The sequence below is a fragment of the Haloferula sp. BvORR071 genome, assembly GCF_000739615.1.
GTDB lineage: Bacteria > Verrucomicrobiota > Verrucomicrobiia > Verrucomicrobiales > Akkermansiaceae > Haloferula.
Genome location: NZ_BATP01000032.1, coordinates 124,348 through 136,729, shown reverse-complemented (window position 1 = coordinate 136,729; position 12,382 = coordinate 124,348). Strand labels below are relative to the sequence as shown.

The 12,382-nt window shown below is 63.0% G+C and carries 9 protein-coding genes; 1 reads left to right on the top strand and 8 read right to left on the bottom strand.

What is annotated here, in order from left to right:
• Nucleotides 1-274 precede the first annotated feature (274 nt).
• From sufD to BV071_RS18375, 5 genes are read right to left on the bottom strand one after another with little or no spacing between them, the layout of a single operon-like run.
• Nucleotides 275-1,585: a Fe-S cluster assembly protein SufD gene (gene sufD, locus BV071_RS18395; RefSeq protein ID WP_052573536.1), complete on the bottom strand. Its 1,311-nt coding sequence runs from the start codon at nucleotides 1,583-1,585 to the stop codon at nucleotides 275-277.
• A 45-nt stretch (nucleotides 1,586-1,630) separates the two neighbouring features.
• Nucleotides 1,631-3,067 (bottom strand): Fe-S cluster assembly protein SufB, encoded by a 1,437-nt coding sequence (sufB, locus tag BV071_RS18390; protein ID WP_035610381.1) that lies wholly within the window; start codon nucleotides 3,065-3,067, stop codon nucleotides 1,631-1,633.
• 15 nt (nucleotides 3,068-3,082) lie between these two features.
• Nucleotides 3,083-3,643 carry a DNA starvation/stationary phase protection protein Dps gene (gene dps / locus BV071_RS18385; protein WP_075090947.1) on the bottom strand — a complete coding sequence of 187 codons (561 nt, stop codon included), beginning with the start codon at nucleotides 3,641-3,643 and terminating at the stop codon, nucleotides 3,083-3,085.
• A 23-nt stretch (nucleotides 3,644-3,666) separates the two neighbouring features.
• A complete protein-coding gene (sufC, locus tag BV071_RS18380) occupies nucleotides 3,667-4,425 on the bottom strand; it encodes a Fe-S cluster assembly ATPase SufC (RefSeq protein ID WP_035610379.1) in 759 nt (252 codons plus the stop codon).
• A 43-nt stretch (nucleotides 4,426-4,468) separates the two neighbouring features.
• On the bottom strand, nucleotides 4,469-4,912 hold the full coding sequence (locus BV071_RS18375) for a transcriptional repressor (RefSeq protein ID WP_035610377.1): 444 nt from the start codon (nucleotides 4,910-4,912) through the stop codon (nucleotides 4,469-4,471).
• Between the two features lie 278 nt (nucleotides 4,913-5,190).
• Between BV071_RS18375 and recQ the strand changes: the two genes are divergently transcribed.
• Nucleotides 5,191-7,371 (top strand): DNA helicase RecQ, encoded by a 2,181-nt coding sequence (gene recQ, locus BV071_RS18370; RefSeq protein WP_035610375.1) that lies wholly within the window; start codon nucleotides 5,191-5,193, stop codon nucleotides 7,369-7,371.
• A 15-nt stretch (nucleotides 7,372-7,386) separates the two neighbouring features.
• On the opposite strand, the gene BV071_RS18365 is transcribed toward recQ, so the two are convergent.
• The 3 genes from BV071_RS18365 to BV071_RS18355 all read right to left on the bottom strand — a co-directional run bounded on the left by BV071_RS18365 (nucleotide 7,387) and on the right by BV071_RS18355 (nucleotide 12,377).
• Entirely contained in the window at nucleotides 7,387-8,802 is a 1,416-nt protein-coding gene (locus BV071_RS18365) for a PQQ-dependent sugar dehydrogenase (protein WP_052573535.1), read from the bottom strand.
• Nucleotides 8,799-10,229: a PQQ-dependent sugar dehydrogenase gene (locus tag BV071_RS18360; protein WP_035610373.1), complete on the bottom strand. Its 1,431-nt coding sequence runs from the start codon at nucleotides 10,227-10,229 to the stop codon at nucleotides 8,799-8,801. The genes BV071_RS18365 and BV071_RS18360 overlap by 4 nt, the downstream gene beginning before the upstream one ends.
• A 63-nt stretch (nucleotides 10,230-10,292) precedes the next feature.
• Entirely contained in the window at nucleotides 10,293-12,377 is a 2,085-nt protein-coding gene (locus tag BV071_RS18355; RefSeq protein ID WP_035610370.1) for a TonB-dependent receptor, read from the bottom strand.
• Nucleotides 12,378-12,382 lie beyond the last annotated feature (5 nt).

Here is a 12,382-nt window from a genome sequence, read left to right as displayed (position 1 = left end):
CTGGCGAAAACAAATTTCAGGGATCAACTTGGCGTCTGAAATTGCGTGCAACTCACCCCAGCAAGTCGCTCATTTGCAATACGCAATACCGCTCTGCAAAGTTTGCAAAACGTGTCCTACGACTAAACCTCGGCGCGTCCGAAGAAGGCAAAAAAGCTGCGCTTTCATGGCGCAGCTCTTCCTTAGTCCATTACGCCAGATAGTCGGATAAATCCTAGTGTTAGACTATCTATTCCACCCGGATAGCGGGCTGGAGATAAGGATGTCTGACAGCTTATGCCCCGCCGCTGGCGATGTGCGCGAACTTGTCGTCCAAGAAGCGCAGGACCATCTCCTCCACCTTCTCGTCCTTCAGGCGCTCGATGACCTCCACGGAGAAGCCGCGGGCGATCAACTGGCGGGCTCGAACGGGATCAATGCCGCGGGCGCGGAGGTAGAAGATCTCTTCCTCGCTGATCTGGCAGGAGGTGCTGCCGTGGGAGCACTTCACGTCGTCCGCATTGATCTCCAGACCGGGCATCGAGTTGGCCTCGGCCTCGTCGCTCATGAAGAGATTGCGGCAGGTCTGGTAGGCATCGGTGCGATGTGCGCCTTCGTCCACGAAGATCAGGCCGGAGAAGATGGTACGGGACTCATCGTACAGGGAGTTCTTGTAGAGCAGGTCGCTGTAAGCGCCGGGGCTCACGTGGTGCTGGAAGGTGCGCTGGTCGTACTCCTGCTCGCGGGCGGGAACGCTCACGGAGAGCATGTCCGAGCGGGAGCCCTCGCCATCGAGGCGGCTGAGCGACTCATTCCGGGCCCAAACGGCACCGGTGTTCAGGATGAAGCCGATCGCGGAAGCATCCTTGGCAACGCCGGTCTCATTGACCTGGATCACCTTGGTCTTCTCGTTGAAGGCCTGGATCGCGATGTAATCGAGCTTCGAGCCCGGGCCGGCGTTCAGGTCATTCACCGCGATGGCGAGACCTGCATCGCTGTCATTAGCGGAGCGGAAGTAGTCCACCACGCGGACCTTCGCATTCGCGCCGGTGATGATCAGGGTGTGCGGGAAGACCGCGGTCATGTCACCGGCGATCCAATGGAAGACCTCGATGGTGCCTTCCACCTCCACACCAGCAGGCACGTGGACGAAGAGACCATTGCTGACGTTCGCCTCGTGCAGGGCGGTCCACTTGCCCGAGCCAAGGCGGGTATCGCGGAGCATGAAGTGCTCGCGGACCAGATCGCCGTGCGAAACGAGCGCCTGCTCCAGCGGTAGACAGATCACGCCTTCCGGCAGCTTCGACTCGGCGTGCAGCAGCACGTCATTCGCGAAGACGAATTTGGCCACCGGCGCTTCGAGGCCCACGGAATCCTTCACCAGTGCGTTGCCGGTACCGTTTCCAGAGGCAGTCGCGAAGCCCGAGAAATCCAACTGCTTGATGGACGAGAAGCGCCATGGCTCGTCGCCACGCTTCGGCGTCGGGATCTCCAGGAAACGCTGCCATGCCGCCCGGCGCCGCTCCGCGAACCACGCGGGAAAGGCGGCAGGGGTTTCAGGTGCAGATTCGAGCAGAGAGGCGGTTTGGTCGAGCACGGCGGGCATCGAAGAAGTGAGAGAATGTGTGTTGGGATGGGAGTGGCGATTCGATCAGCCCACGCTGCCTTCCATTTCGAGATCGATCAGGCGCTTCAGTTCCACCGAGTATTCCATCGGGAATTCGCGCACCAGGTCATTGATGAAACCGTTCACCGCGAGCGACATTGCCGCGGCTTCGCTCAGGCCGCGCTGCTGCATGTAGAAGAGCATGTCCTCCGAGACCTGCGAGACGCTGGCCTCGTGCTGGGTCGCATGCTGGTTGCCCTTCACCGTGATCGCCGGATAGGTATCCGTGCGGCTGCGGGTGTTGATTAGCAGGGCATCGCACTCGGTGTTGTTCTTGCAGCCCTTGAGGTGCTTCGGAATGTGGACCTGGCCGCGGTAGGTCGCGCGGCCCTGGCCCACGGAGATGGACTTCGACACCACATTGGAGGTGGTGTTGTTCGCCGCGTGGATCATCTTGGCACCGGTGTCCTGGTGCTGGCCGCTGTTGGCCAGCGCGATCGAGATCACCTCGCCGCGGGCGCGCTCGCCCTTCATGATCACACCGGGATACTTCATCGTCAGGCGGCTGCCGATGTTGCAGTCGATCCAGCGGACCTCCGCATCTTCCATCGCCATCCCGCGCTTGGTCACCAGGTTGAAGACATTGCTGCTCCAGTTCTGGACCGTGACGTATTGGATCTTCGCACCCTTCAGCGCGACCAGTTCCACCACCGCGGAGTGCAGCGTGGCGGTCTCGAACTTCGGCGCGGTGCAACCTTCCATGTACATCACCTCGGCGCCTTCGTCCGCGATGATCAGGGTGCGCTCGAACTGGCCGAAGTTCTCGGAGTTGATCCGGAAGTAGGCCTGCAGCGGCTGCTTCAGCTTCACGCCCTTCGGGATGTAGATGAAGGAGCCACCCGAGAAGACCGCGCTGTTCAGCGCCGAGAACTTGTTGTCGCCGGTCGGGATCACCTTGCCGAAGTAGGGGCGGAAGATCTCCTCGTGGTTCTTCAGGCCCTCGGTCGAGTTCACGAAGATCACGCCCTGCTTGGTCAGCTCCTCCTTCATGTTGGAGTAAGCCGCCTCCGAGTCGTACTGGGCCTCCACCCCGGCCAGGAAGGCGCGCTCCTGTTCCGGAATACCAAGCCGCTCGAAGGTGCGCAGGACATCCTCGGGCACATCCTCCCACGAGCGCTTCGGTTTCTCACCGTCGGACAGGTAGTAGCGGATAATGTCGAAATCGATGTTCTCCAGGTCCTTGGTCGCCCAGTTCGTCGGCATCGGCTTTTCGCGGAAGACCTTGAGGGCCTTGTGGCGGAAGTCGCGGATCCACTGCGGCTCGCCCTTCACATCGCTGATGTAGTCGATCGTGCGCTCGGTCAGGCCGCGGCCGGCATCGAACTTGTGGCGCTCGGGGAATGAGAAGTCACCCTTCGTGCGGTCGATGTCGATCGCCTCCTGCGTGTCGGCGTCGATGATACTAGATGCGTCGTAGGACATGGAACGGAAAGGTTGCTAGGCGGAAATCTTCAGGTCTTCCCCGCCGGGGCCGGAAATCTCCGACAAGGCGGGGTATTCTTCTTCCTCGCGCGAATCCCCATCGAGGGTCGCTTCGAGGAACCACAGCGCGCGGTCGAGGCCGTGCGAGGTCTTGATGAAAAGGTCGGCGGTGACTTCGTCGTCGACTTCCTGGGCGCACTCGATCGCCATGCCGGCGCACTTGCCGACAGCGGCGAAGCGATCAGCAAGCAGGGCCGTCAGTGCCACACCGTGGGTGGCCTTCTTCGGCAGGTCGGCCAGTTCGGTCTTGCTGGCAATGCGGTTGGCGGTGCCGAGCGCGCGACCACCGAGGGCCGTCACACGTTCCGCAAGTTCATCGATGGTCTCCTCCAGCTCACCGGCCAAGCGGTCGAAAAGCTCGTGAAGGGTCATGAAGTTCGGCCCGCGCACGTTCCAGTGCGCTTGCTTGACCTGCAGGCGGAGGTCGATGGCGAGTACAAGGAAGTCGTTCAGCAGAGCGACGGACTTCTCGCGGCTTTGCTTGTCGAGGGGATGACGTGTCTTGCGCAGTTTCATGGCAATGCCTGCCGTAGCAGGGATCAGGCCGTGACCAATGCTTCTTCCTTGAGGAAATCGTAACCGTTCTTCTCCAGCTCGAGCGCCAGTTCCGGACCACCGGAGCGGACGATCTTGCCGGCCGCCATCACGTGGACGTAGTCCGGCGCGATGTAATCCAGCAGGCGCTGGTAGTGAGTGATCATCAGGATGCCGCGGGCCGGCGAGCGCATCGCGTTCACGCCCTTGGCGACGATCTTCAGTGCGTCGATGTCGAGACCGGAGTCGGTCTCATCGAGGATGCAATAGGTCGGCTCCAGCATCATCATCTGGAGGATCTCGTTGCGCTTCTTCTCGCCACCGGAGAAGCCCTCGTTCACGGAGCGGGCCGTGAACTTGCGGTCCATCTCCAGCAGATCCATCTTGGCGTAGAGGCTCTTGTAGTAGCCCACCGCGTCGAGTTCTTCACCCTTCGGCAGGCGCGATTGCAGCGCGGCGCGGATGAAGTTGGCGTTGGAGACACCAGGGACTTCGGAAGGATACTGGAAGGCCAAGAAGATGCCGGCGCGCGAGCGCTCGTCGATCGACATCTCGAAGACGTCCTCGCCATCCAAGGTCACCGAGCCGCTCGTCACGACGTAGCCCTCGTGACCCGCGATCACCTTCGAGAGGGTGGACTTGCCGGAACCGTTCGGTCCCATGATCGCGTGCACTTCGCCCGCAGGGATCTCCAGCGAGACACCTTTCAGGATCTCGGTTCCATCTTCCAGCGTGGCGCAAAGGTCTTTGATGACGAGGGACATGACTGACTAAAATCTGAGATTTGAAATTTGAGATCTGGAATTCTTAGCGAGCGCCCTCCGCAGGCAGCTCGCCGCGCAGGGTGATTTCGATGCCGGTGACGACCGCGCCTTCCGGCAGATCGAGGAGATCCGAGACACAGACGCCCGGCTTGAAGGTCACATCATGGATCTTCCCGCTGGTCTTGTCGTGGAAGTGGCCGTGGTCGGCCAGGTTCGGGCAAAAGCGCGAAGGCTCGCGGTCGAAATTGACCTGCCGCACCAAGCCGTGCTGCACCAGCGCTTCCAAAGTGTTGTAAACCGTCGCGAGCGAAATGTGGGGCAGGGTGTCCTTGACCCGCATGAACACATCCTGGGCGGTCGGGTGGTCACGCTGCGCCAAAAGCAAGCGGTAAACCTCCTGCCGCTGCTTGGTCATCCGCAGCCCTCCCGTTTCCACCGGGGTTTCGGCGGAAAAGTCGGAATCGCTGTCTGTTGAAAGATCGACCATGGACGGGGCGGCGGAAGCTACGACTAGTCTACCCCAAGGCAAGAATAATTCTAATTTTAATTCTTAGCCTGACTGAAGGACTGGTGGCGTAGCGTGGATCCAAGCTCTCGGGCAACTCTTTTTCAACGGGCGAGCTAGGTTCGCAGCAGTCGTCCTCGCTGCGGGTGACCGGACCCCGGGAGCTAGGGAGATCACCCCGGCTCCTTGATGGAAAGGGAGGAGCGTCTTATCAAAAATTCTCCTTGAACTGATCTAATGAACAGTTATCAGGACAATTCATGACCACAGGCATCCCCCTCTCCCGCCTGCTCAAAACGCATTTCGGCTACGACAGCTTCCGCCCCTTGCAGCGGGAGATCGTCGAGGCCGCCCTCGCCCGCCGGGATGTGCTGGCGATCCTGCCGACCGGCGCGGGCAAGAGTCTCTGCTACCAACTTCCGGCACTCGCCCGGGAAGGAGTGACCCTGGTCGTCTCCCCGCTGATCGCGCTGATGAAGGACCAAGTGGACCAGCTTACCGCAGCAGGTGTGGCGGCCACCTTCCTCAATTCCACGCTGGGCATGCAGGAGAACCGCGACCGCATCGAGGCGATCCGCAACGGCGACTTCAAGCTTGTCTATCTGGCTCCCGAGCGGCTCATGTCCGGCGCCTTTCTCGCTGAGGTCCAGCGCTGGAATGTCACCGCCTTGGCCGTGGATGAGGCCCACTGCATCAGCGAATGGGGCCACGATTTCAGGCCGGAGTACCGGCGGCTGCGCGAACTCCGCCAGGCGCTGCCGCAAGTGCCCGCCATCGCCCTGACCGCCACCGCCACGCCGCGGGTGCGCGATGACATCCTCGTCCAACTCGGCCTGCGCGATCCGGCGGCCTTCCTCGCCAGCTTCAACCGCCCGAACCTGAACTACCTGGTCGAGCCCAAGCAGGATGCGCTCGCCCGCGTCGTTCACTTCATCCGCGAGCGCGGACAGGAGTCCGGCATCGTCTATGCCCAGTCGCGCAAGCGTACCGAGGAACTCGCTGCCAGCCTCCGTGCCTCCGGGATCCCCGCCGTCTGCTACCACGCCGGGCTGGAAACCGCGGAGCGGGCTCGGAACCAGGAAGCCTTCCTGCGCGATGAGGTCCGCGTGGTATGCGCCACCGTCGCCTTCGGCATGGGCATCAACAAGCCCGACGTCCGCTTCGTGATCCATGCCGATCTGCCGAAGAACCTTGAAGGCTACTATCAGGAAACCGGCCGCGCCGGTCGCGATGGCCTGCCGGCCGATTGCCTGCTGCTCTTCACCCGCGGCGATATTGTGAAGCAGCAGCGTTTCATCGCCGATATCAGCGATGAGGAAGCCCGCGACAACGCCCGCGAACAGCTCGAGCACATGGCCGACTTCGCCGAGAGCGATGCCTGTCGGCGGATCGGCCTGTTAGACTACTTCGGCGAATCGTGGCCGGAGGAAAACTGCGGTGCCTGCGACAACTGCCTGGCCCCGCGAGGGAACTGGGACGCAACCGTGGAAACGCAGAAGCTGATCAGCTGTGTCATCCGCGTGAAGCAGGCTGGCGGTCCACCCGTAGGCATCCGCCACTTGGCCGACATCCTGGCAGGCTCCCGTGCCGAGAAGATCTTGGCCCGTAAGCACGATAAGCTTAGTACTTACGGCATCGGCAAGGAGCACTCCGCCGCCAAGTGGGCGGAGATCGCCCGCACCCTTGTGCGCAAGGGCTGGTTTGCCGTGGATGGCGGGAACTATCCCGTGATCTCCGTCACCGACGAAGGCGTCGCCATACTTCGTGAGCGCCGCGCTGTCAGCCTCACCCGCCTGATGGAGGGAGAGAAAACCACCACTCGTCGAGCCGGTGACATCGAGTGCGACGCGGAGCTTTTCGAGGCTCTTCGCAATCACCGCAAGCAGGTCGCCGACGCTGCCGGGGTGCCACCCTACGTCGTCTTCTCTGATGTGTCCCTGCGCCACATGGCCCGCGAATACCCCGGCGACAAAGCCGCTTTCGCCCGCATCCCCGGTGTCGGCGATCGCAAGCTCAATGACTACGGTCCCGGCTTCCTCCGCGAGGTTTCCACATGGCTGGAAACCCATGAGCGCCGGAAGTTTGCACCCCTGCCTGATCCAAGGGCTTCCGTTCCAAAACCCGTGCTCAATGGCACCACCTTCGCCACCTTGGAACTCTGGCGTGCGGGCAAAAACATGGATGAGATTGCCGCCAAACGTGGGCTGGCCATCTCCACCATCGAAAGCCACCTCGGCGCGATCATCGAGTCCGGCGAGGACATCGACCCACGCCGCTGCTATTCCGAGAAAGAGGAAGCAGAAATGCGCGCCGCCTTCGAAGGCTCCGACGATCTCGCCCTCAAGCCCATCTTCGAGCAGCTCGGCGGCCGCATGAGTTACGGGAAACTGAGGCTCTTCCGCGCCATCGAGGCCCGGGGGGCATCCTTGCAGCCCGCTTGATTCAAAAAGGCAGCATCAGTGCCGCTTTGCGCGGATGTAGTCCGCCACCAGCGAGATCTGGGCGTCCGTCAGCAGGCCCGACGCTGGAGGCATGCCCGCCGTAGGGACTCCATCGTGGATGACCTTCTCCAGATCCGCGGGATTCTTCGCGAACTTCAGCTCGCCGGTCAGCAAGCCGCGCTTCTCGCCACCAGCAAGGCCGGGACCGTGGCAGGCGGCGCAGGCAGCGGCGATGATCGTTTCCGGGTCCTTCGTCTCCGGCGTGATCATGACCGGGGCGGCGGCTTGGCCGGCCACCGGTTCGATTGTTCCTGCGGGATCGGCGACAATTCGGATCAAGCGATCATCCCCCTCACGTGGCTTGCCTTCGGCGGGGTCCTGCATCGAGGTGCCCAACCACAACGAGCCATCCGGCGCTTCATTGATGAAGCGGATGCGGCCCCACTTCTTGAACCACAGCCGCTCGACGTGGCTCGGCAAGCCGTCGCCACCAAGCGAGACCCGGAATACCGATTCGCCGCGCAGGCAGGCCACCAGCAGGCAGCCGCGCAACTCCGGAAAGGCGGTACCCTGATAGAAGAGCAGGCGCCCCGGCGCTGCCGCAGGCGTGATCTCAATCAGCGGCGTGCGCATTCCTTCCGCCTCGCGGCGATGCGAGATCACCGGCCAGCCGTAGTTCGCGCCTTTCTCGATCAGATTGATTTCGTCGCCGTGAAGTGGCCCGTGCTCAGCCTCGTAGAGTCGCCCGGTCCCCGGTTGAAAGGCGAGGCCCTGGGGATTGCGATGGCCGTACGACCAGACCTCGGGGCGTGCCCCTTCCTTGCCGACGAAGGGATTATCCGCTGGGACCGAGCCATCCGCGTTGAAGCGCAGGATCTTGCCGTGAAGCTGGTCGAGCTTCTGCGGGCCGTCCTGCTTGTCGGCATCGCCGGTCGTCATGTAGAGCATCCCGTCCGGTCCGAATTCCAGGCGGCAGCCCGTGTGGTTCTGGTTCGCCGCAATGCCTTCGATGATAGTCTTCGGCTCGACCAACTTGTTGCCATCGAGACGGTAGCGCTCCATCCGCAGCTCGAAGTCCTTCTCTCCCTTCTGCTTGTCCCAGGCGAGGAAGAGCAAGCCGGTCTTCGCGAAGTCCGGCGCGAGCGCCAGACCCAACAGACACATCTTGTTGCCCTGCGCCGCGGGCAGGGTCAGCGCCGGTTCCTCAAGCACCTTGCCCTTCTCAACGATCCTCACCCGCCCGATCCGCTCGGTGAAGATCTCGCGGCCATCCGGCAGGAAGCGCAGTTCCCATGGTACGATAAGCCCCGTAGCCAGCTCCTCGATCCGGTGTGGCGTGACCAGCGCCGCATCCGGCGGAGCCGCGATTGACATCGGCTCGGCCGCGGCAAGCGCGGGAAGAATCAAGAGAGCTGCAGCGATCGTTTTCATTCCGCAGGAACCAAGCGAATCACACGGTCCGGCCCGTTCAAAATGACGTAGATGTTGCCATCCTTCGCGCTCTTGATGTCGCGCACCCGGCCGATGCCCTTCAGCACCACTTCCTGCTCGGTCACCTTGTGATCCACCAGGCGCAGGCGGCGGATTTCCTGCTGGGCCAGTGCGCCGACAAGGAGGTCATTCTTCCACTTCGGGAACTTATCGCCGCGGTAGAAGGCCAGTCCGCAAGTCGCAATACTAGGCTGCCAGTAGGTCACCGGCTGATCCATGCCCTCCTGGGCCGTCTTATCGCTGATCGGCGAGCCATCGTAATCCATCCCGTAGGTGATCACCGGCCAGCCGTAGTTGTGGCCGGGCAGCACCCAATTCAATTCGTCGCCGCCGCGCGGACCGTGCTCGGTGTTGTAGATCGAGCCATCGCGCGGGTCGATGTCGAGGCCCTGCGGGTTGCGGTGGCCGTAGGTCCACACACCGGGGACCGGTGCCTTGTCGAACTTCGGGTTGTCATCCGGCACCGTGCCATCGTCGCGCAGGCGGTAGATCTTGCCCTTCGGGTTGGCCACGTCCTGGACTTCCATGCGGCCGCCACGCTCACCGACGATGAAGTAGATGAAGCCCTTGCCATCGAAGACCAAGCGGGTGCCGAAATGCACGCCGGCATCCGTGTAGTACTGCGGCTCCGCCTTGAAGATCTGCTGCTGCTCGACCCATTGCCCGTCTTTGATCTTGCCGCGGACGTAAGCGGTGATGGTCTTCACCTGCTTGCCTTCCTTGGCGCCATCGGCGAAGCCCAGGTAGATCCAGCCGTTCTTCTCGTAGTCGGGATGCACGGCGACTTCCATCAGCCCGCCCTGGCCATGCTCGACCACCTGCGGCGTGTCCTTCACCGGCTCCGGGTTCAAGCTGCCGTCCGCCTCGATGAGGCGCAGCCGGCCGGACTTCTCTGTCACCAGCTTTCGGCCGTCGGGCAGGAAAGCCAGGGCCCAAGGATCCTTGAGCCCGTTCTCGACCACCATCTCGATCTTGTAGTTCTCCTGCTGGGTCTTGGTCACCTCGCCGGGCTTCGGCTTGGGGAAGCTCATCCCCTTCTCCTTCGCCTGCTTCTCCTTCTCGCGGATAAAGATGACCATCATCCGGAGCTGCCCGTCATCGAGCAAGGTCCCGAAGGGCGTCATCCCGAGCTGGGGATTGCCCTCTTTGATCGAGCGCATCAGGTCAGCATCGCTGCTGCCGTGCTTCCATTCGCCATCGATCAGCGAGCCACCTTGGCCGCCGCTCAGGTCAGCACCATGGCAGCCCGAGCAGAGCTGGCCGCAGAGTTGTTCCGCCTTCAGTTTGGAAAGGTCCGCCGGTTTGGCGTCTTGAGCGAGGGCGACAGAAGGCAGCGCGAGCAGCGGCAGGAGGAGGAAGCGTTTCATGGAGATCGGGACCCTTACGAGGGATCAAACCGATTTCAAATTCCCAGAGTGTCTTTCACGGGATCAAAACCCCCACTCTGCCCCTATCCACAAGGATCGCGGGCCGGCGATGGTGCGGATCCCGTCCGTGCTGAGGCCGGTGGCGATTTCTTCGTCGAAGAGATTATCGACGCGGGCGGTGAGAAGGAGGTTGTCCTTGGCTTGCCAGCTCGCGCCGACTTTCACGCTGGAGTAGCTGGGAATGCGGCGGGCGGCGAGGGCGTCGTCGAATTGGTGGGAGCCATATTCATAGCCTGCGGAAAAAGTGAGGCGGTCGGTGGCGTGCCAGTCGGCGGAGGCGATGAGGCGGAGGTCGGGGGCCTGGGGGAAGGGCTTGCCTTCCAACAGAGGCTGCTTGGGGGAATCGGCGAACTCGGTCTCGCTCCAGATGCCGTCGAAATGCAGGGTTATGCTGTTCATGGGCTCCCATTTTGTTCCGGCTTCGATGCCGAAGACGCGGGCCTCGTCGACGTTCTGGCGCTGCTGGCCGGAGCCACCGGGCGGGATGGTGCCGAAGATCGCGGCGATCTGGGCGGGGTCGGTGATCGGGACGTTGGCGATGGCGTCCCGGATCCAATGGTGGAAAACCGCCGCCTCGAAGCTCAGGCAGTCTGCTGCCTGCCAGTCGAGGGTGCCTTCCACGCTGTAGAAGCGCTCCGGGTCGAGGGCGGGATTGGCCTCCGTGATGTCGCTGCGGACGCGGAAGGGCCGATGCAGTTCGTTGAGAGTGGGCAGGCGGAAGCTGGTTCCCGCCGAGGCGCCGATGTGGAGGTCCTCGGTGAGCGGATGATTCACGGCGAGGGAGAAGGAGGGTTCGACGCCGTCGCGGTCCTCCTGGAAGTTCACGCGCAATGGCTTGCCGGTTACCAGCGAGCGTTCGAGGCGGCTGCCATTGTCGAGCCACCAGGCGTCGAGGCGCAGGCTGGCATCGATGCGGGTCTTGGACTGGGCTTCGTAGCCGCCGGCGACGAAGATGCCGGCATTGCCCTGCTCGCCGCCGGCCTCGCGGCGGCGGGTGAAGCGGCCGGCGATGAAGCTCGCGTTCTCGTTGGTGGAGCCCTCGATCTGGCGGAGGTCAGCGCCCGCCGTGAGCGACCATGGGCCCTCCGGCGCGTAGCGGAAGGTGAGGGCGCCGCCGGTGCCATTGCCCGGCACGTGAAATTGATCGAGCGAGGGATTCTCGGCAGTACGGGCGGCATTCACCGAGGTGAACATCGCCTCGAAGCGCCGGCGCTGGTGGTAGGCGAGTGCTTGCCAGGAGAAGCCGCCTTCCTCCGCAGCGGTGACGCGGAGGGCGAAGTCGAGTGCCTCGGTGGCGTTCTCCGCCAGCGGCGTGCCGTTGCCGCGGTCTTCCTCGTACCAGGAGAACATCGGTTCGATGGTCACCCCTTGGAAAGCCTTCCATGCCATCTTCAGATCGGCGCCGTAGGCATCCAGTTCCAGGCGGCGATCAATCGTCCCGCGCTGCCAGGGGGGCACTGCGAAGAAGCCGTCCGAGTGCAGTCCGAAGGTTGAAAAGGTCACGCCCAGCGAGCCATCATCCGCGACCAGGGTATGTGTGGTCGCGCCAGAGATCGTTCCCTGGCTGCCACCGCCCATCCGCAGCAGATGCCGCTCGGTGAAGGGCGACTGGCTCTCCATCTGCACCACGCCCGCCGGGCTCTGGTTGCCCCAGACCGCCGATTGCGCGGCGGGGACAATGCGCACCGACTCGAGGGTCGAGGGTTCGTAGCGCGCCCAATAGACCCAGCCGCCGAAGGGATCATTCTGCGGGATGCCATCGAGCAGCACCAAGGTCCGCGAGGCTGCGGTGGCCCCGGTGTTGCGCAGGCTCACGCCTGCCGAAGTTGGATTGCCGAAGAGGGAAGTCTGGCGCCGGTAGAGTGAGAAGGAGGGCTCCTGCGCGAGCAGTTCATCGAGGGTCCGGGGTGCCTCTTTCGAGATCTCCTCACGATCCCATTCCGCCAAGGTCCAGCCCGGCGTATCCGCCACGCTGCCAGCCAGCCGCTCCGCCAGCACCGTAACATCCGAAAGGGCATCGGCATCCTGTGCCGCCGCCCCTGCCACCACCGTGCCCGCCCCCAGAATCGCGAAAAGCTGCGTCTTCAATTCAA